We start from the raw sequence: 19145 nt of genomic DNA, 5'->3' as shown, positions 1-19145 counted from the left end.
CCTGTCGCTGAAAAAGGTTGGCCGCCTCGCCGCGCGGCATTGCAACCAAACCCGTTTGCCGGCCGTTGCGCGTGCCGGAGGCGATCATGTTCGAAGGTTTTCAAGGCGCGGAAATCGACACCGGCGATGCCGGCATATTCTGCCTGCGCGCCGGCGGCGGGCCACCGCTGCTGTTGCTGCACGGCTTTCCGCAGACGTATCTGATGTGGCGCGACATCGCCCCCGCTCTGGCCAGCCGGTTCAGCGTCGTCTGCGCCGACCTACGCGGCTATGGCCGCAGTTCCTGTCCGGCATCCACTCCCGACCACGCCCCCTATGCCAAGCGCACCATGGCCGCCGATATGATGAGGCTGATGGAGAAGCTGGGTTTCAGCAGATTCATGGTCGCCGGCCATGATCGCGGCGGGCGTGTCGCCTACCGCATGGCGCTCGATCATCGGGGCAGCATCGACAAGCTCGCCGTTCTCGACATCGTGCCGACCGCCGATGCCTGGGACCGGGCCGACGCCAGGCTGGCGCTGGGTTATTGGCCATGGTCGCTGCTGGCGCAGCCCGAGCCGTTGCCGGAAAAGATCCTGTCCGGCGCCGCCGAGGCGGTCGTCGACAATGCGCTCAACGGCTGGGGCTCGCCGCCATCGGCGTTTCCAGCCGAAGTGCGTCGGGCCTATGTCGAGGCCTTGCGCGCGCCTGCCCACGCCCATGCCATCTGCGAGGAATATCGGGCGGCAGCCACGCTCGACCGCGAGCACGATCATGCCGACAAGGCAGCCGGCCGGCGCATCCGCTGCCCGCTGCTGGCGCTATGGAGCGGTCAGGGCGCGTTGGCGCAATGGTATGCCGGCGAAGGCGGGCCGCTGGCGCTGTGGCAGGGCTGGGCCGACGATGTGCGTGGCCAGGCGATGCCAGGTGGACACTTCTTTCCCGAGGAGAATCCGGCGCGGACGGCCGATCTGCTGGCCGGCTTCTTCGGTGAAACCAGTCACGGCATCTCTCGGCGAACGGGATTACCTTCGCCCTCCCTTTGATCGGGCCGAGGCCCCCTCCTTTTCCGCCTTTGCCTGACTGCCTTCATCACCGGCGGCAAGGCCGGGTCCGCTTTCGAACCGGCGCAGAAAGCCGGCAACGACCAGCACGATCAGCGTGCCGAACCCGGCCACTTGCCAAAGACCCAGTCCGCAGGCGACGCCGATCGCGCCCGCCAGCCACATGCCGGCGCCGGTCGTCAGCCCATGCACCTCGCCGCGCGAAAACATGATCGAGCCGGCGGCGAGGAAAGCGACGCCGGCGGTCACCGCCTCGACCACCCGGATCGGATCGACCTTGACCGATTCCCCGGCGAACATCGGCGCGTGCACGATCTCGACCGTCAGGATGCCGAAGGTGGCGGCGGCGACGCAGACGAGAATATGCGTGCGAAGTCCGGCCGGGCGGTTGCGCCATTCGCGTTCGAAACCGATGACCGCGCCATAGAGGGTGGCCAGCAACAGCCGCGCCGCGATGACCGGAAACGAGGTGTAGGTGGAATGGCCGAATTCCTCGACGAGCTGTTCCATGATGTCCCCTCCAAAAGCTTGACGCCACAACGCGGCCACCGGGTCGCGGTTCCTGAATCCACGGCCAGGTGCGGCAAGGATGCGGCCGCTTTTGAATACGCATCTGCCAAAGGGAGGTTGATGGAACCAACCCTCAAGGGCTCAGGAAGGCTCGGTTTCGGGCAGGTCGGCGCCGAACTGCGGAACGATGATCGAGTCCAGGGGCGCCGTCAGGGACCATTTGAGATGGCCCGGGCTGCGATCCAGCACCGCCAAGCCGTTCAGCGATTGCGGCGCGACCCGTTGCAGGACGACGGTGCCGAAACCCTTGCGCGTGCTTTCGTCCCGCCGCTCTCCCTCGCGCACCGGCATCGTCTCGTCCCAGACCAGATGAATTTCCCGCTTGTCCGAAACGCCTTCGACGATCCGCCAGGTGATCTCGAGCCGCCCGGCCTCGCTCGCCAGCGCGCCATATTTTGATGAGTTGGTGCCGAGTTCATGAAATGCCATGCCGAGATTCTGCACGGCGTTCGGCTGCAGGGTCAAAAGCGGCCCGGAGAGCGATACCCGCGCCTCGTGGCCGAACGGCTTGAGCTGCTCCTGGGCGAGGTCGAAGAGGCTGGCGCCGGCCCATTCCGAGTTCACCAGCAGATCGTGCGACCGCGACAGCGCCATGATGCGGGAGCGGATCAACTCCTCGAATTCACGCGGATCGGTCGAGCGTTTGCTGGTCTCCCTGATCATCGAGAGGATCACCGCGAACTGGTTCTTGACGCGATGGTTCACCTCGCGGAGCAAAAGCCTGATCCGGCGCTCGCTCTCCTTGCTGGCGGTGATGTCGCGGGCGATCTTCGAGGCGCCGATGATCTCGCCGGACACGTTCCTGATCGGCGAAATGGTCAGCGACACGGCGATGAGGCCGCCATCCTTGCGCCGGCGGATCGTCTCGTAGCTGGCCAGCAGCTCGCCCCTGCGAACCCGGCTGATGATGTCGGTCTCTTCATCCTTGAGATGATCGGGGATGAGCATGAGCACGGAGCGGCCGACGGCCTCTTCGGCGGTGTAGCCGAACATGCGTTGCGCCGCCGCGTTCCAACTGGTGATGATGCTGTTCAGATCCTTGCTGACGATGGCGTCGAAGGACGAATCGACAATCGCTGCCAACCGCGCATCGGCGGTGATGGCGATCAAGGCATCACGGCCCGCCAAATCTATCACGGTCGACCCCTTCTCCCTCTGCGCGGATTGCGCGCATGGCCACCAATGCGCCGCGGTGCATTTTGGTTGCAATCGCCTCCAACATTCCTCCCAGGAACAGTCCGGGCAGTTCATGTCCGGAACCTTGCGCGCCTGCGCGAGTTGCACCCGACACCCCCCGTGGACGGCTCAATAAGGAGGCACACAATGAGCGACGGCAACAGCGATCTCGACCGGGTCTGGAAACTGATGGACAGGATCGGCTTCTGTATGCTCGCCACTCGCGAAGGCGATGACATCCGCTCGCGACCGATGGCGGCGCATGTGGTGCGCGACGAAAACGCCGTCTACTTCCTCACCGATGTCGACAGTCACAAGGATGACGAGATCGAAGCCGAGCCCAATGTCGGTCTCGCCTTCGCCGATTCAGGCGGCCAGAAATATGTTTCCGTCAGCGGTCTGGCGGCGGTTTCGAACGACCGCGCCAAGATCAGGGAGTTGTGGTCGACCCCGGCCAAGGCCTGGTGGGACAGTGCCGATGATCCTTCGATCCGCGTGCTTAAGGTGACGCCGAAAGACGCCCAGTATTGGGACAGCCCCGGCACCGTGGTCAGCTATGTGAAGATGCTGGCCGCAACGGTCAGCGACAGCCGCCCGGAAATCGGTGACACCGGTAAGGTCAGGATGTAGCCGGACGGCGTTGAAAATCACGACATCAGTCAGATGTACGAATGCCGGCGGGTCGCATTTGACATATTGCCGGCGGCATTCCGGCGCGGATCAGTCTGGCTTGGGAGGGTCAGGGGCTTCGGCACTGGATCGGCGTCAGTATCCCTTTGCGGACAGTCCTCATAGCTGTGGTCGCGCCCGCCGCAGAAAGAACAGCACATGGCCTCGCGATCCCCGTTTCCGGGCCGCCATTGCGGGGTTTCGTAGGGCTTCCTGCCATCCATCCTCAGCAATGCACGACGGACCATTTGGTTGCGCCGCCACAGACGGCCAGCCGGCGGTTGCGGAACCACCCGCCGGGATGCGAGTTTCGGCCGATATATCCATTCGAGGGAACAGCCATGCCGATGCGCCGAATTGCCTTGATAACGGCAGCGATCCTGCTGGCCGCGACCGGCCTCGCCGAAGCCAGGCCTGACACCCGCACGATGAGTTGCGACCAACTCCGGCAACTGCTCCAAAGCCGCCATGCCGTGGTGCTGACCACCGGCCCCAACACCTATGACCGCTATGTCAGGCAGTTCGGCAACGAATGCGACTGGCCGGAGGTGCCGATGTCGGCCTATGTCCCGACCCGTGACGGCAGCTGCCCGGTCTACCGCTGCGAGGAACCTGTCACCAACTTTCCGGACTGACACCGCGCTTCCAATCGGCTTTGCCGCCGCAGTGCGTTGATCCCGGCGCGCGAACCGGCTAGGGGTGGGGCGCAACGTGCATTTTCCCGCTTCGTCTAATGGTAGGACAGCGCCCTTTGAAGGCGTGAATCGAGGTTCGAGCCCTTGAGCGGGAACCAGCAACCAAGCGTTCGGCTGTTCAAAAGCTGCGCGCAGGGCTGGCCAGCCGGCATCAGCGTATTAGCGAACGCTTGTATTTCGCCCCAAGCAGGATCATCATCCGGACCGTCAGTGGCTTCAAGGGGTGCAGCGCCATGGAACTGAGTTGCTTTGACGGGGGCGTCCTTGCATCGACGATGTCCCTGAACGTCACGGCGGTTTTCATAATATTGGCCGCATTTGCCGCATTTCGGCTGGTTGCAATGTCAGGCGAAGGTTCTGTCGACCAACTCCAGACGGCGTAGCCCGCAGGGGACCTCCGGTTCAGGAGAAGGCATATGGCCGCGAGAAAAGTGATAGCCGTGAAGGACTGGTCTTGCGGCATGAGCGACGAGCTCGGCCGCGTCGTCCTGACCATCAACCCGACCGAGGGTGAGCCCATCCTGGTTTTGATGACAATCTTCCAGGCGGCAAGGATGGCCGGGGAACTGCGGGCTCCGGAACTCGTCTCCATACCTCGGTGACGCAGCGCCCCTGGGCAAATCGGATCAAGCTCGCCGGGGCAGCCCCAACGCCCTCCCCAGCGAGCTGTTGCTCCGTTACGATGAACGATGGAGCAATTACTGCTTTACGAATCCGGGCGCCGTTAAGTTGCATCCGGCTCCTGAAACCATTTCGCGGACCCTGCGTTGACCACCGGGCCGACACAGGAGACATCTCATGACCGTCAACTGCCGCATATCGATCGACAACCGGCCGGAGGCCACGGACGCCGTTTTCCAGGCGGTTCCCCGGATCGGCGAAAGTGTTGCGCTGTCGATCGACGGAACCACGCAGGATCTGCGGGTATCGCGCGTCGTGCACGTCACCAATGGCAGCCTGGAAGGTGCCGCGATCGTCGTCGAAGTGACGACCAACATCCTCTGAACCGAGAGTCTCGTCCCGCTACGCCAGCCGGCGCCGCGTCGCGGCAACTGCCGACCGGCCTGCGGGGCCAGGGCGGCTCACGCGTGGTGAACCGCCCTACTCCTTGCCGCCGTCGGAAATGCCGTTGCCGCCGGCGGTTGGCAGGATGCCGAAGTCTTGCGACTTCGTCCCTTGCTCCGCCGTCAGGAAGCCATCCGAGGCAAGACCGCGCCGCAGCAATTCCCTCACGGCGGCCGAACGGCTCGGCATGCGCTTGTCGAAGCGCCAGTTTTCCAGCGCCGCCAGTTCGTCTGACGTCAGCATGATCTGCAACCGTTCCGGGCGTTCCAGTTCAGTCATCGCGCTTCCCTCGCTCAGCACCACAAATACGTAGAATGAGTATTCAACTCACTTACCGCATAATTAGGAAGCCGCTCCTAGCGCGTCAAGACCTCGCGATGGGTGAACTGCTTCTCATGCTCAAGATGAGTCTCATGGGTATTCGGCGTAAGGCGCACACTTGCATAACTATTGTAACTACCTGATTTGTTTAGATATTTTTTAATTCGTGACTTGCCAAGACGAAGCCTCTGCCGCATTGTGCAACCTCAACGAAAACCGGTCCCCTTGGGAGGTTTCGATGCGGTATGATTACTCGGCGCGACTACGCGATGACGTCCGTTCAGCAGTCCAGGTCGCCTTCAGGAAGACCGGCATCGTCAGCATCACGGCGGTGGCGGAGCATGTAAGGGTCAGGAATCTGGCCGAAAACGTCGCCCTCGAGGACGTCGAATACCTTGTCTTCCAAGCAGCCCAGCTGATTGGCGCGGCAATTGAATTCGACGGGCTCACCAATTTCGACGGCGTAGCTGGTCTGTTCGTGGATGGCCTCGGTGGCGACGATGGTGAGCGCGTCAACGCCCAACTCGACAGACCTGGTGAGGCCACCCTGCAGTAAGGCAATTCCGGCTGAACGCGCATTTGTCCCGTGCGAGTCAAGGCGGCCTCCTCAAACTTGGTGATGACCGAAGCCGTTCCCGTCAGGCGGAGCCGGCGATTTGTGAGGCGAAGTCGCGATAGGGGCGCAGCGGGCGGCCCAGAAGCGTGGTCAGGCGCTCGACGTCGCCGGCCTCGGGCAGCATTCCGTCGGTCAGGAACCGTTCGCCCATCAAGCGCATATCGTACGCCATCCAGGCAGGCAGGAACTGCTTGAGATTCTGCTCGAAACCTTCGGTGTTGTCGCCGCCGTAACTGATCGGGCGGGCAAGCACGTCGGACCAGATGGCGGCGATATCCGTCCCGGTCAGTGTCTGCGGACCGACGAGGTTGATCCGCTCGAGCGCAAGCGGCTCCGCGGACCGTTCGCGGCGCAGCAGCTCGAGAGCGGCGATCTCGGCGATATCACGCACGTCGACCATGGCGAGCCCCTTGGCGCCGACCGGCATTGTGTAGGTGCCGTAGCCGGTGATGACGTCTTCGATCATCAGGTCGTTCTGGATGAAATAGGCCGGGCGCAGGATCGTGGCCTGGAAGCCCATCTGCTCGATCATTCGCTCGACGCCGAATTTGCCGGCGAAATGCGGCACGTTCACATAGACGTCCGCATGGATCACCGAGAGATAGACGATCCGCTCGATGCCCGCCGATCGGGCGACGTTCAGCGCGACCAAAGCCTGGGTGAATTCGTCCGGCACCACGGCGTTCAAGAGGAACAGGGTGGAAACGCCGGACATGACTTTGCGCAGTGAATCGACATCGAGAAAATCGCCTTGCGCGACCGATACGCCTGCCGGAAAGCTGGCTTTCGACGGATCGCGGACGAGAGCACGGACGTCGGCGCCACGCTTGACGAGGTGCTCGACGACTTGGCGGCCAACATTGCCTGTGGCGCCGGTAACGAGGATGGTCATGGAATTTCTCCTGTTGGGTTGCTTGACAGGCCCAATATGTGTGGCTCACAAACAGTCAAACAGGCCGAAATTTTAGACGCACCGTCTCACTGGTGGAACACTCATGGATCTTCTGGCCCTCACCGATTTCAACCTCGTTGCCCGCCATGGCGGTTTCGGCAAAGCGGCAAGGGCCACCGGCCGGCCCAAGGCAACCTTGTCGCGGCGGGTTGGAGACTTGGAGAGCAGCCTTGACCTGCGCCTGTTTGAACGGGGCGCGCGCAACCTGAAGCTGACCGAAGAAGGACGGGCGCTCTTCGAGCGGACGGGAGTATTGCTTGCCGAACTGGACGAGACGGCTGCGGAGATCGCCTCGGGCGGTCGGAAACCCAAGGGCAGATTGCGTATCAGCGCGCCCCTGCTTTTTTCTCAGACCGCGATGGGGAGGATCGCCGCGGGATTTGCCCTCAAATTTCCGGAGGTGAGGCTGGAGGTCACGACGGAGGACCGGGCTGTGGACATGATCGAGGAAGGCTACGACCTGGTGATCCGGGTCAACCCGGATCCCGATGAAAGCCTGGTCGGACGGGCGTTTCTCCGCGACCGGCTGGTCGTCGTGGCGAGCCCTCAACTTCCTCGCACCGGTGATCCGGCCCCTGGCGTTGCGCGCGGGACAGGCGAACGGCAAACATGGCACGTGAAGACAGAGGCTGGCCGGTCGGCGATAGAAATCGAGCCGGTCCTCGCTTTGGGAACGCTCATTATGGTGCGCGATGCGGTGCGAGCGGGGGTCGGGGCAGCACGTCTTCCCATTTCGTTGGTGGCCCACGATTTGGCTGACGGCACACTGGTGAACTGGGGAGACATTGACGGGCCGGTAATCGCTCTGTGGACGCTCTACCCGTCTCGGCGGCTGCTCAGCCCGCGCGTGTCGGCTTTCCTGGACTTTCTGAAACAGGCCTTCCCGAACGGGACGCCGGACGAACTGGCCGCCTATATCGGCAGGTGATGCCGAACCCGCTTTCAGCGCGCTGGGGCCTGGGCAGCGTCACGTCACCTGCCAGCCTGCTTGGCAGAACATGCCGCGACCTCCGATCCACTCCTCGACAGAACCCGGAAAACAGGCCGATCGCGCCGGCAGGCCCGTTTCGCGAACGATTGTTTTCGGTGTGGAACAAACTGGGTGCATGGAGGTTTTGGCCTCGCCGCACTCAGGAGGACGTGGTGAAGGCTCTGCGTAGTCTCCTTGCCGAACTGTCATCCAACTGGCTCAGGCGCCGCAAGGCGCAAGCGTCCAACACCGCTAGGAATGCCAAAGCCACGCCCAGCGTTGCGCCGCAGGCGTCAAATCAGCGTGCCGCTCATAGGCCCAAGCCTCCGTCCACCCGCGATGTCGCCTCCAACATGTGAGCGAGCTGCAAAGGCCATGATGATGCTGAATCGCCTGACTACAGATCCACTTCTCCGCCTTTTCATCGGTATAATTGCCGGCACATTGGCTGGAGGCGGTGTCGGCGAAGTGGTCGGCAACCATATCATGGCCGATCCCCTTGTCGGCGCATCCGTGGGCGCTTTTGTCGGCGCCGCGATTGCCGGAGTGATCCTGGCCGTGGAAGAATAGCGCCGCCGCATGGAGCAGCCATGGGGCGGCCGCGTCGTCTTCAAGCCATCGGCATGCGGCCGAACACCCTGTGGGAATTGAGCGATCGGCTGCTATAATTCCTGGACCCTTCCCGGAGAACGCCTGCCATGACCCTGAAAACACGCAAGCTCGGCAGCCAGGGGCTGCAGGTCTCGGCCATCGGCCTCGGCTGCATGGGCATGAGCCAGTCCTACGGCCCGGCCGACGAGGCCGAATCCATCGCCACGCTGCACCGTGCCATCGAACTCGGCTGCACCTTCCTCGACACCGCGGAGGTCTATGGTCCCTACGCCAACGAAGCCTTGCTCGGTCGGGCGTTAAAGGGCAAGCGCGACCAGGTGACGATCGCCACGAAATTCGGCTTCCGTATCGAAAACGGCAAGCAGGCCGGAACCGACAGCCGGCCCGAGCATATTCGTGAGGTCGTGGAAGCCTCGCTCGGCCGCCTCGGAACCGACCATATCGACCTGCTCTACCAGCACCGCGTCGACCCGGCGGTGCCGATGGAGGATGTCGCGGGCGCCGTCGGCGAACTCGTCGCGCAAGGCAAGGTGCGCTTCTTCGGCCTGTCGGAGGCCGGCGCGGCCAACATCCGCCGGGCGCATGCTGCGCACCCGGTGTCAGCGGTGCAGAGCGAGTATTCGCTGTGGGAGCGCAATCTGGAGCCGGAGATCATCCCGCTGCTTGGCGAACTCGGCATCGGCCTGGTGCCGTTCTCGCCGCTCGGCCGAGGTTTTCTCACCGGCCAGGTCAAGCGCGCGGAAGACTATCCCGACGGCGATTATCGCCGCAACGACCCGCGCTACCAAGGCGAAAACTACGACGCCAATGTCGAGGCGGCCGCCAAGGTGAGCGACATCGCAGCAGCCAAAGGCATCAAGCCCGGCCAGATCGCGCTGGCCTGGCTGCTGGCGAAGGGCGACGGCTTTGGCATCGACATCGTGCCGATCCCCGGCACCAAGCGCACAAAATACCTGGGAGAGAACGTCGCCGCCGCCGCGATCAAACTCGATGCCGCCGAGATGGCCGCGCTCGACGAAGCGCTCGCGCCGGGGAAAATCTCCGGCCCGCGCTACACCGAGCGGGGCATGGCGATGGTCGACCGGTAGGGGGCGCCGCCCGTCTCGCTCTGAGGGCAATGCTCTCGCTCAACTCTTCGGCGGCAGCTGATGTCAAATCGGCTGTCGGCTCGGCTTTATCAGCCAATGTTTCAGCTGGCCGGTGGAGCGTTGATCGCAAATTGCGCAGCGAAAGCCCTGATGTAAGCAGGCCGAGCTTCACCGCGCGCTACATATGCAGCAAGGTTTTGATATTCGTCCAAAATGCCCGACATTCTTAGTCGCAGCAGCACCGATACCATCAACAGATCGCCCGCGCTGAATGCATCGTCGAGCCACTCGGCGGCGTCCAGACGAGCCGAGAGCCTGTCGAGACAGGCGCGAACACGATCCTTCACCAATGGCAAACGCTCCTCGCTCCAGGGCTTGTCAGCTTGGAATATCTTTGCCGTCGTCAATTCGAGGATCGGCGGCTCGACTGTGTTAAGTGCGGCAAACATCCACGTGATCGCACGCGCGCGGGCATCGCGATCGCCGGGCAGCAGGCCCGCGTGCTGCTCGGCAAGGTGAAGGATGATCGAGCCGGTCTCGAACAGTGAGAGAGAACCCTCCTCGTAGGTGGGGATCTGGCCGAAGGGATGGAGGGCCAGATGGTCCGGCGCCTTCATCTGCGCGAAGGAAACAAACCGAACCTCATAAGGCAGCCCTACCTCTTCGAGCGCCCAGCGAACGCGCGTATCGCGCGCCAGTCCCTTGCCGCGATCGGGCGATCGCTCAAATGCCGTGATGGTGATTGTCATCGCATCGTTCCTGATTGGGCGAATTCTTCGGCTCCCTATCGTGAAGACGAATGGGCCTCCCGGAAATCGACATCGGTGTGAACTATTTTCCGCAGTTCGTGCCTGGCTTGTCGACCCCGACATTGCCGAAGAAGGCAAAGGCAGGGCCTAATCCGCCGCTGCCGCCGTGACCTTCTTGGACGCGGCCCGCTGTCGCCGCATGCGCCGTTTGGCGACGAGCTTGAGAGCGACCGGCGGCTCGTTTGAGAGCGCGCCCAGCACGGCGTCGACCATGCCATGCGCCACGAAATCCGCGTTCAAGTCACGGGCCAGTTTGTCGGCCGTCTCCTTGTCCTCAGCAGCGGCCTCCGACCAGAACACGATTCCCACCCGAAGTGCGGCCTTGGCGCGCTTCAGCCGGCGAACCAGGAAGCGGGCGTGCTTGACGGAATCCCGGTTCAGGAATCCGACCACGACGGTGTCGACGGTTTCGAGCTCAAGGCGGCGAATGCTGGCGGGCTCCATATCGGCAAAGCCGGCTTTCGATACCGTCGCGCCCTGCACCTCCAGCACCTGCGCCAGCATAGCGGCGGCGGCGTCGTCGAGCTCGCCACGCCCGCCGGCGCAAAGCACGGAGATATCCGTGCCATCGGGCAGTTCGGTCTCGTCCTCCCCGCTTGGATCGCCATCGTCGCTCGCCTCTGCGGCCACGTGCGACTCCTCCTCGCCTGCCTCCTCCTGCGCGCTGTCGTCGAGATTGGCGACCAGCATCAGGGCACTGGCCGCCACCTGCCGCCTTTGCAAATCGCCCATGACGCCGCGCACACGGTCTTGTTCGCCCAGCAAAAGCGCCGGAATGGCAACCTTGTCGTAGAATTCGACCAGATATTTCTCCTCCAGCATCTCCTCGGCATGGTCGGTGGCTTCTTCCGGATCGCCGGCCAGCAGCCGCTGGTACAGGCGCGCATGGGGTTCGAGCACGGGCTCGTTGCCGAACAGCACGTCGAGGAATTCAAACTGCGGCACGTGTCTGCCCAGCACCACCAGGCAGACGGTGAGCGGTGTCGACAGGATCAGCCCGAGCGGCCCCCAGAGCCACGTCCAGAAAATCGCCGCGACGATGATCGCCAGCGGCGACAGTCCTGTCCGCGAACCGTAGAGCCAGGGTTCGATGATATTGCCGGTGATCAGCTCCATCACCACGAACAGGCCGGCGGTCCACAGCACGAGCGACCAGCCCGGCGCAACGGCCAGCGCCAGGAACAGCGGCAAAAGCATGCCTATGATCGGGCCGATATAGGGAACGAAACGCAGCGCCAGCGCCAGCAGCCCCCACAGCAGCGCATTGGGAATACCGAGGGCCCAGAGCCCGATCGCGATCGGTACGGCGTAGACGATGTTGACGACCAATTGCATCAAGAGATAGCGGCCCACCCGCTTGGCGGCATCCTGAAGCGCCTCGGTGGTGCGGTGGAGGTCGCCGTAGCCGACAAGCCGGATGAAGCGGTCGCGCAGATCCTCCCGCTCGAGCAGCATGAAGATGACGACGACGATGATCAGTCCGGCCGACCCAAGCGGGCTGATCAGCGGACCGACGATGTTCTGCAGGACCTGGAGCGGCCTTTCGCGCGCGACGATCTCGACCGGCACCGGCTCGCGCGGCGGCTTTTCCGGGGTGGCAGCCGGCAGCGAGGGGTCCTGCCGGTCGATCTCCTGGCCGACCCGCTCGACCACCTTGCTCAGTCTGGCAAGGATCCCGCCCCCGACCCCGGTTTCCTTGAGCGAGCGGATCTTGGTCAGGATGTTGGTCTGGTAGACTGGGATGTTCTGCGCCAGTTCGCTGACCTGCGTAGCGACGATGAAGGAGAACAGGCCAAGGGCCGCGAAAGCGCCGAGCACGCTGGCAATGACGGCGGCAATCCGGGGAATGCCTATCTTTTTAAGAGCTGAGACAAGCGGCGCCAGTGCGAAGGTCAGCAGCAGCGCGATCGCGATCGGCAGGAAAACCTCGCGCCCGAAATACAGTGCGGCCACCGTCGTGACGATGGCCGCCATATTGGGCAAAGAGGTTCGCGGATGGGGCGCGGCCGCTGAAAGGGCGTCCCCTAGCCCATCAGCCGGAGACGCCGTGCCGTTTCGACGATTGGCCACGTGATGCCTCCCCTGCCAAATGCCATGATCGGGCATATAGAGCGGACGTGCAACTTTAGCCAACGATGAAATACGCCTCGCTCAACGGGCAATGATCCGGCCCGCGTCGGCCACTCTCGACCGATCGGATCAGCGCGCCGCATGCCTGGCCAGCGCATGCTCGATCAGCACGTCGATGGTCTGGCTGTAGCCGATGCCTGACGCCGCCAGCGCCTTGGCATACATCGAGATGTCGGTGAAGCCGGGAATGGTGTTGACCTCGTTGACGAGCAGGCTGCCATCGGCGCGCAGGAAGAAATCGACGCGCGCCATGGCTTCGCAGCCAAGCGCCTGGAACGCCTGCCGCGCCATATCCCTGGCCTTCTCGGCCACATCGGTCGGGACATCGGCGGGCACCTTGACCAGCGCGCCGTCGGCATCGAGATATTTTGCCTCATAGGTGTAGAAGCCGTGCTTGCCGGCCGGAATGATCTCGCCGGGCAGCGACACCGTCAGCGACCCGTCGGCGCGCTCCAGCACCGAGAACTCGATCTCGCGGCCCTCGACGAACTCCTCGATCAACACTTTGCCGTCGTAGCGGAAAGCCGTGTCGATGGCCTGCTCGAAGCCATCCCTGTCATTCACCTTGCTGACCCCGAAGGACGAGCCCTGGCGCGCCGGCTTGGCGAAGAACGGCAGGCCGAGCGCCCCGGCAATCTCCTGGAAGGAATGCTTGCCGTTTCGATGCACGGTGACGGAGCGGGCAACCGCCAATCCCGCCTCGCGCATCAGCCGCTTGGCGACATCCTTGTCCATGGCCGCGGCCGACGCGAGGATGCCGCAGCCGACATAGGCTACATCGGCGACCTCGGCATAGCCCTGCACCGAGCCGTCCTCGCCGAACGGCCCGTGCAGCACCGGGAACACGACGTCGATGGGGGGCAGGTCAGGCTGCGTACCATCCCGCGAGACGGCGACCAGCCGGCCCTTGCCGCCGGGCAGCAGCGCGACCTCGGCACCATCTTCGGATGCCGGCGCCCCTGCCGCGTCATCAAGTTGTTGCAGCAGCCATCTGCCGCTTTTGGTAATGGCGATCGGCACGATGTCGTAGCGCGTCCGGTCGATCGCCTTCAGCACATTGGCGGCCGAAAGGCGCGACACGTCATGCTCGGCCGAACGCCCGCCATAGAGGATGGCCACTCTTGTCTTACCGGTCATCGAAATCCCTCGACTGTCAAAAAAAATCAAATGGCGACGGCAATGCCGCGATTGGCGAAGAAGCGGTCGAAATCGGCCGGCGCCAACACTGCGTCTGCCTGTGTGGCGGGGTCATGGCCTGACGGGTTGTGGAAGCGGAAACCCTCGTCGGACGCCGCGGTGACCAGCACCAGGTGACCGCCCTTCGAGGGCGGCTCGCGCTCGGGCCAGCGGATCGAACTGCTGACCGACGCGATGAAGAAGCGCGTCCGCTGCATGATCGCCGGAATCTCGGCCGTCGCGACATTGGTCACCACCTCGGCCCGGAGTCCAAAAACCTCTTTCACGAAGCTGACGAAGGGCGCGTAGATCAGCCCCTTGATCGATCCCCCGTTGACGACATAGCCGCCATATAAGGTGCAGCGCCTGGCAAGCTCGATCGTCGGCACGATCTCGCCGCGGCTGGCGAGGATCATCTTCAGGCACGCCATGCCGCAGATGTTGGCCGCCCAGGCCGCATACTCATCGAGGGTCTCCGCCCCGGATCGCCGCCACAGCGGATCGCGCCTGAGCGCAACATCCGCGCCGTCGGCGAGCACGTCCAGCGTCAGGTCGGGCGTCTCCCACTGGCTGAAAAACGGCACGGTTTCAGGCAATGGGCTCATGCGGACTTCCTCGGGCGGCTGGCTCCATCTCGTATACGAGGATACGAGATGGATGAAAAGCCGCTTAGGCCCGTTTAGGTGTGGCGAGCCGTGCGCCGCCGCCTACTCGGCCTTCGTCCAGCCGAAAACCAGCCAAGCATATTTCGATTTTTCGTCGGGTTCGACAGTGTAGGTCATCTGCATGTCGCCGTCCTTGGCGTAGATATCCAGCCTTGGCGCCGTCTCCAGCTTGAGCCACGCCGAACTGTTGCTGAAGGACCAGGTTCCGCACCAGACGCAAGGCCCCGACGTCGGATCACCCGGCTGATGAAAATTGTAGCGGCCGTCCGCCGTGATCTCCAGATAGTCGAACGCGCCGTAAAACGCGGTCACTGTCTGCTGGAACTCGTTGGCGGCCGCTTCTTGTTCCGGCGTCGGCGCATCCTTCATATCGCGCGGCGGCCGGATGGCTCCGCCGTTGAGTTTCCATTTGCCGACAAAATCCTTCTGGGTCGGAAGATATTCCTCCTGCGCCTGCGCCGATGAAACATAAGCAAAAGGTGATATACTTGTGAGGCCCACGGCCCCGATCGCAAATAAAAGCGTGGCGGCACAGATCGCCCTTGTTGGGTTTTGCATAAAAAATGTATCTCCAAGGGGGTAAGGGGAGTTTTATTGAGGATTTGCAGCGCGCGTTGCTTCCATACCGATTCCCGCCCGCCATTTGCACGGTTAGCATCGGGGCCACCAATCTGGCAACGCAAGGCAACTTCTCTCAGGCATCGCATGCGCCCGCGATCCGGCCGGCTGAATATCGGCAGCTTAGAAGGTGATCTTCACCGAAGCGGCGCTGCGACTATGCGGACCGTGATGGACGGCCTCGATGTTGTTGCCGTCGGGATCGAGCAGGAAGGCGGCGTAATAGCCGGGATGATAGGGCCGTTCGCCCGGCGCGCCATTGTCCGTGCCGCCAGCCGCCAGTCCGGCCTTGTAGAAGGCGTCGACCATGGCGTGGTCCCTTGCCTGGAAAGCCAGGTGATGGCGACCGGTGAGTTTTCCCTGTGCGGCCCGGCTGTCGGCAGTGGAGACAAACAGCTCGTCGGCCCAGAAAAAATCGTCGCCGATCCCACCGATCGGAACATCGATCGCCTGCAAGACCGCCTCGTAGAAACGCCGGCTGGCCGGGAGATCCCTGACCACCAGTTGGATGTGGTCGATGAGCCGGCCGCGATGCAATTCCTGGGTTTCCATAAAGATGCCTCCTCGTGAGGTTCGAATTTAGGTTCGGACAGGGCGTCGTCAATGCGGATACTTGTTCTATCCAGCAAACAAAAAGCCCGCCGGGAGGGGAGCCGGCGGGCCTTTGGAAAGCATGTCTAGCCTTCAGGGGTCTGAGGGGGGATCAGACCTGGTAAGAACCTTCGGTGGCCGCGGAGGTTCCACCCGAACAAAAAATTGCCGATGGCCCGTCGAAACCGCGGAAGCGGTGGAGGCGATTTCTTCGCGAGAGCACTCACAGTTTGGAACTTTCCGCTCACAACCGGGTTGGGTGCCCCGGTGGGAGGAATTGCGATTGGACTGTTTTCAGAGGCTCGAAGCGCTGGTCGATAGCGCCGGTGTCGACGATATCGAGGAAGCAACCGCTCTGCTGCGCCGGTTCAAGGGCAGGTCGCGCGAGGTCGCGGCAGCCATCGATGAGTTCATGCTCGATTTCATGACGTTGGTCTTCGTCGTCGAAAACGGCGAAGCAGGTTTCGAAAAGCCGGTCCGCAAGCTTGCTCGCACCAGGCTTTCAAAGCTTGAGCGGCTGGTGACTGTGATGGCGGAGGAAAAGCCGGCCTCCGGAGCCGGCCTATCCCTTTAGGATGGCGGCTAGCCTTGGAATGCCTTCGCTCACCGCGCGCCGGTCGGCGAGCGTGAAGGACAGCCGCAGCGTGTTGCGCCCGGTGCCGTCGGCATAAAAGGCGCTGCCCGGCACGAAGGCCACCCGCCCTTCTTTCACCGACCGCGCCAGAAGCTCGGTGGCGTCGGCCCCTTCCGGCAACGTTACCCAGACGAACATGCCGCCTTCCGGGCGGCTCCAGGTCACGCCTTCCGGCATATTGGATTCCAGTGCCGAGAGCAGCCCGTCGCGGCGCTCGCGATAGGCGCCGATAAGTTTTTCCACCTGGCCGTCGAAGACGGCTTCGGCGACACGATGCATCACCACCTGGTTGATCGACGGGCTGTGCAGGTCCGAGGCCTGCTTCATCAGCACCAGTTTCTCGACGATGTGGCGCGGGGCGCAAACCCAGCCGACGCGCATGCCCGGCGACAGTATCTTCGAGAACGAGCCGCAATAGAGCGTGCGCGCCTTGTCGATGCCGCCGGACCTGATGCAGTCGAGCGCCAGGATCGGCGGCACGCCGTCGCCGTCATAGCGCAGCGCGCGATAGGCGGCATCCTCGATGACGGCGATGTCGAGTTCGCCGGCAAGGTCGAGCACCGCTTCGCGCTGCTCACGGTTCAGCGTGTTGCCGGTCGGGTTGGCGAAATCCGGCACCAGATAGGCGAATTTGGCCTTGCCGCCATTTGCTGCCGCTGCCGCGCGATAGGCATCGGGCGTCATGTTGCCGCCGGCCGGGGTCAGCCGGTCGTAGCGAGGCTCATAGGCGTTGAAAGCCTGCAGCGCGCCGAGATAAGTCGGCCACGTCACCAGCGCGGTATCGCCCGGCGACAGGAACAGTTTGCCGAGATAGTCCAGCGCCTGCTGCGAGCCGGAGGTGATGAAGATATTGGCCTCGTCACAGGCGACGCCGAGCTTGCCCATCTGCCCGGCGAGCCAGCGCCGCAACGGCAGGTAGCCTTCCGAGACCTGGTACTGCAGCACCGCACCCGCCTCCGCGCCGCCCAGCACCGAAGCATAGGCGTCACGGATCGCCTCGGCCGGGAACAGCGCCGGATCGGGAATACCACCGGCGAACGAAATGATGTCCGGCTGGTCGAGCAGCTTCAGGAGCTCGCGGATTTCGGACGCTTTCATGCGCGACGAGCGCGAAGCCAACAAATTCATAAGGGTCACGACACGCCTCCCCAGACGCTGCAATATAGGTCAACTTGGCTGACCTATATCAGTCTTTGCCGGCGCTTTGAATAGGGCCTGAAAGCCGTCCGCTATGCGCCAGCCGCTGGCCGGGCGGGACGGGGGCGGGAAACTACAAGGTTCTCTTATAGCCGAGATGGCTGCCGGTGAAGCCGAGGCTCTCATAGAAGCGGTGCGCGTCCGCGCGCGACCTGTCGGTGGTCAACTGGACGAGGCCGCAGCCGCGCACCCGGCACGCATCGATCGCCCATTCGATCATCAGCCTGCCGACGCCCCCCGAGCGCCGGTGGCCGGCAACCCGAACCGCCTCGATCTGCCCGCGCCACGCGCCCTTGTGCGAGAGCCCGGCAAGGAAAGAAATCTGCAGGGTGCCGATCACCTCGCCGCCCTCGACAGCCACCGCCAGCAGTTGATTGGGATCGGCGTCGATGGCGTTGAAAGCATCGACATAGCCTTGCGCCAGCGGCAAGGCAGCGTCCTCGCGGCCGGCGCCAAGCGGATCGTCGGCCAGCATCGCGACGATATCAGGCAGGTCGGAGGCCTGCGCACGGCGGAAGGTGATCATGGTGTCGAGATATCGCGAGGCGGCGGCAGCGGCAAGGTGCCCTCTCCCTTCCCCCCTTGTGGGGGAAGGTGGATCGGCGCGTCAGCGCCGAGACGGATGAGGGGTGTTCCAGCGGAGTGAGGCGTTGGCGTTCCCTGAAACACCCCTCATCCGACCCCGCTTCGCGAGGCCACCGCCCTGGGGCGAACCACTGGTCTCGCCCCGTCCTTCGGACCCACGAGGGGAGAAGGGAAAGGGCGCGAATCACACCCCGCCCTCATACGCCAGCTGCGCCTGCGTCATCGCGTCATCAAGTCTCGCACCCTCGGCATATCTAGCCAGATTCTGCGGCCGCTCCACACCGGGCAGCAGCCTCGGACACGGCTCGGCGGCGCCGACCACCATCCGCACCGGGATGACGCCGGCCCACACCGGATGCCCGTAATCCTCCTCGTCGTCGGCGACCCCCTTGGCGCGCACTTTGGCTGATGCCTCTTCGATGCGCATGCCGATCACCGTCGTCGCCTTGGCCTCCTGCACCGAGATCGGCCGCAGAGTCTCGCTCCGGCCGGGGTAGAAGCGGTCGACGACGCCGGCCAGCGCCTTCAGTTTCTCATCAGGCTCATCGATGATCCGCGCCGTGCCGAAACACATCGCCGAGCGGTAATTGGCGGAATGGTTGAAGCCCGAGCGCGCCAGCACCAGCCCGTCGAGATGCGACACCGTCAGACACGCCGGCGTGCCGTCGCGCAGATTGCGCAGCATGCGGCTGGCCGACGAGCCGTGCCAGTAGAGCATGTCGTCCTCGCGCCAGTGGATGGTCGGCGTGCAATAGGGCTGGCCGTCGAACGTATAGGCGACATGGCACAGCAGCCCGGCATCCAGCACCGCGAAGACTGCCGCATGGTCGTAGCTGCCGCGCTCGTGCAGGCGCTTGACGCGGTTGCGGCTGGTGGTCGGAAAGCTGGCTGGCGTGTCGTTCACGGCTTGCATCCTTGGTTGTTGTCTGCCAACCATGCGCCATGACATTGGTTGATAAAAGA

General features: G+C 63.6%; 23 protein-coding genes and 1 tRNA gene. 11 read left to right on the top strand and 13 right to left on the bottom strand.

The genetic code is table 11. The features are described 5' to 3' along the window. Window positions 1-86: 86 nt before the first annotated feature. On the top strand, window positions 87-1025 hold the full coding sequence (locus AC0L24_RS24005; protein WP_174800316.1) for an alpha/beta fold hydrolase: 939 nt from the start codon (window positions 87-89) through the stop codon (window positions 1023-1025). Here the strand turns inward: AC0L24_RS24005 and AC0L24_RS24000 are convergent. Both AC0L24_RS24000 and AC0L24_RS23995 read right to left on the bottom strand, forming a co-directional pair. After that, window positions 1005-1553, bottom strand: a complete 549-nt coding sequence (locus tag AC0L24_RS24000) for an MgtC/SapB family protein (RefSeq protein WP_127809862.1) — start codon at window positions 1551-1553, stop codon at window positions 1005-1007. The genes AC0L24_RS24005 and AC0L24_RS24000 overlap by 21 nt on opposite strands. A gap of 141 nt (window positions 1554-1694) precedes the next feature. Next, a complete protein-coding gene (locus tag AC0L24_RS23995; protein WP_473564196.1) occupies window positions 1695-2750 on the bottom strand; it encodes a PAS domain S-box protein in 1056 nt (351 codons plus the stop codon). Window positions 2751-2936: 186 nt separating this feature from the next. Here AC0L24_RS23995 and AC0L24_RS23990 point away from each other — a divergent pair, with 186 nt between their 5' ends. The 5 genes from AC0L24_RS23990 to AC0L24_RS23970 all read left to right on the top strand — a co-directional run bounded on the left by AC0L24_RS23990 (window position 2937) and on the right by AC0L24_RS23970 (window position 5158). Continuing rightward, a complete protein-coding gene (locus tag AC0L24_RS23990; protein WP_127269199.1) occupies window positions 2937-3419 on the top strand; it encodes a pyridoxamine 5'-phosphate oxidase family protein in 483 nt (160 codons plus the stop codon). 380 nt (window positions 3420-3799) lie between these two features. After that, on the top strand, window positions 3800-4093 hold the full coding sequence (locus AC0L24_RS23985) for a hypothetical protein (RefSeq protein ID WP_128289412.1): 294 nt from the start codon (window positions 3800-3802) through the stop codon (window positions 4091-4093). Window positions 4094-4177: 84 nt separating this feature from the next. Continuing rightward, a tRNA-Gln gene (locus tag AC0L24_RS23980) sits at window positions 4178-4251 on the top strand. A gap of 318 nt (window positions 4252-4569) precedes the next feature. Beyond that, window positions 4570-4755, top strand: coding sequence for a hypothetical protein (locus AC0L24_RS23975; protein WP_292681422.1), 186 nt, complete (start codon window positions 4570-4572; stop codon window positions 4753-4755). A gap of 196 nt (window positions 4756-4951) precedes the next feature. Next, window positions 4952-5158, top strand: a complete 207-nt coding sequence (locus AC0L24_RS23970; RefSeq protein WP_013530768.1) for a hypothetical protein — start codon at window positions 4952-4954, stop codon at window positions 5156-5158. 96 nt (window positions 5159-5254) lie between these two features. Here AC0L24_RS23970 and AC0L24_RS23965 read toward each other — a convergent pair whose 3' ends face one another. Beyond that, window positions 5255-5497, bottom strand: a complete 243-nt coding sequence (locus tag AC0L24_RS23965; protein WP_127269195.1) for a hypothetical protein — start codon at window positions 5495-5497, stop codon at window positions 5255-5257. Window positions 5498-5777: 280 nt separating this feature from the next. Between AC0L24_RS23965 and AC0L24_RS23960 the strand changes: the two genes are divergently transcribed. Next, complete coding sequence (locus tag AC0L24_RS23960; RefSeq protein ID WP_127269194.1) at window positions 5778-6095, top strand: hypothetical protein; 318 nt, start codon at window positions 5778-5780, stop codon at window positions 6093-6095. Between the two features lie 82 nt (window positions 6096-6177). On the opposite strand, the gene AC0L24_RS23955 is transcribed toward AC0L24_RS23960, so the two are convergent. Beyond that, window positions 6178-7047, bottom strand: a complete 870-nt coding sequence (locus AC0L24_RS23955; protein ID WP_473564195.1) for an SDR family oxidoreductase — start codon at window positions 7045-7047, stop codon at window positions 6178-6180. 103 nt (window positions 7048-7150) lie between these two features. Between AC0L24_RS23955 and AC0L24_RS23950 the strand changes: the two genes are divergently transcribed. The 3 genes from AC0L24_RS23950 to AC0L24_RS23940 all read left to right on the top strand — a co-directional run bounded on the left by AC0L24_RS23950 (window position 7151) and on the right by AC0L24_RS23940 (window position 9777). Next, window positions 7151-8035 carry a LysR family transcriptional regulator gene (locus AC0L24_RS23950; RefSeq protein WP_473564194.1) on the top strand — a complete coding sequence of 295 codons (885 nt, stop codon included), beginning with the start codon at window positions 7151-7153 and terminating at the stop codon, window positions 8033-8035. A gap of 417 nt (window positions 8036-8452) precedes the next feature. Beyond that, the gene (locus AC0L24_RS23945; protein WP_127382563.1) at window positions 8453-8647 is read left to right on the top strand and encodes a hypothetical protein; all 195 of its coding nucleotides are present in this window, start codon (window positions 8453-8455) and stop codon (window positions 8645-8647) included. A gap of 128 nt (window positions 8648-8775) precedes the next feature. Then, window positions 8776-9777: an aldo/keto reductase gene (locus AC0L24_RS23940; RefSeq protein ID WP_128289413.1), complete on the top strand. Its 1002-nt coding sequence runs from the start codon at window positions 8776-8778 to the stop codon at window positions 9775-9777. A gap of 101 nt (window positions 9778-9878) precedes the next feature. Here AC0L24_RS23940 and AC0L24_RS23935 read toward each other — a convergent pair whose 3' ends face one another. The 6 genes from AC0L24_RS23935 to AC0L24_RS23910 form a co-directional block, all read right to left on the bottom strand. Continuing rightward, a complete protein-coding gene (locus AC0L24_RS23935) occupies window positions 9879-10526 on the bottom strand; it encodes a glutathione S-transferase family protein (RefSeq protein ID WP_292138634.1) in 648 nt (215 codons plus the stop codon). Window positions 10527-10673: 147 nt separating this feature from the next. Continuing rightward, entirely contained in the window at window positions 10674-12692 is a 2019-nt protein-coding gene (locus tag AC0L24_RS23930) for an AI-2E family transporter (protein WP_292634619.1), read from the bottom strand. Window positions 12693-12785: 93 nt separating this feature from the next. Further along, the gene (locus AC0L24_RS23925; RefSeq protein WP_127809854.1) at window positions 12786-13853 is read right to left on the bottom strand and encodes a D-alanine--D-alanine ligase family protein; all 1068 of its coding nucleotides are present in this window, start codon (window positions 13851-13853) and stop codon (window positions 12786-12788) included. Window positions 13854-13879: 26 nt separating this feature from the next. Further along, the gene (locus AC0L24_RS23920; RefSeq protein WP_127809853.1) at window positions 13880-14497 is read right to left on the bottom strand and encodes a C39 family peptidase; all 618 of its coding nucleotides are present in this window, start codon (window positions 14495-14497) and stop codon (window positions 13880-13882) included. Window positions 14498-14599: 102 nt separating this feature from the next. Continuing rightward, complete coding sequence (locus tag AC0L24_RS23915) at window positions 14600-15115, bottom strand: hypothetical protein (RefSeq protein ID WP_127319408.1); 516 nt, start codon at window positions 15113-15115, stop codon at window positions 14600-14602. Window positions 15116-15298: 183 nt separating this feature from the next. After that, window positions 15299-15727 (bottom strand): VOC family protein, encoded by a 429-nt coding sequence (locus tag AC0L24_RS23910; RefSeq protein WP_127809852.1) that lies wholly within the window; start codon window positions 15725-15727, stop codon window positions 15299-15301. 322 nt (window positions 15728-16049) lie between these two features. Here AC0L24_RS23910 and AC0L24_RS23905 point away from each other — a divergent pair, with 322 nt between their 5' ends. Next, the gene (locus AC0L24_RS23905; protein ID WP_245481704.1) at window positions 16050-16340 is read left to right on the top strand and encodes a hypothetical protein; all 291 of its coding nucleotides are present in this window, start codon (window positions 16050-16052) and stop codon (window positions 16338-16340) included. Here AC0L24_RS23905 and AC0L24_RS23900 read toward each other — a convergent pair. From AC0L24_RS23900 to AC0L24_RS23890, 3 genes are all read right to left on the bottom strand, one after another. After that, window positions 16329-17528 carry an aminotransferase-like domain-containing protein gene (locus AC0L24_RS23900; RefSeq protein WP_174800357.1) on the bottom strand — a complete coding sequence of 400 codons (1200 nt, stop codon included), beginning with the start codon at window positions 17526-17528 and terminating at the stop codon, window positions 16329-16331. The genes AC0L24_RS23905 and AC0L24_RS23900 overlap by 12 nt on opposite strands. 142 nt (window positions 17529-17670) lie before the next feature. Next, window positions 17671-18123 carry a GNAT family N-acetyltransferase gene (locus AC0L24_RS23895; RefSeq protein WP_127809850.1) on the bottom strand — a complete coding sequence of 151 codons (453 nt, stop codon included), beginning with the start codon at window positions 18121-18123 and terminating at the stop codon, window positions 17671-17673. Window positions 18124-18366: 243 nt separating this feature from the next. After that, entirely contained in the window at window positions 18367-19119 is a 753-nt protein-coding gene (locus AC0L24_RS23890; protein ID WP_164873819.1) for a pyridoxamine 5'-phosphate oxidase family protein, read from the bottom strand. Window positions 19120-19145: the final 26 nt, after the last annotated feature.

It is taken from the genome of Mesorhizobium sp. WSM4809, assembly GCF_055811655.1.
The sequence above is the reverse complement of the archived record's forward strand: the minus strand, read 5'-3'. Positions and strand labels throughout refer to the sequence as shown.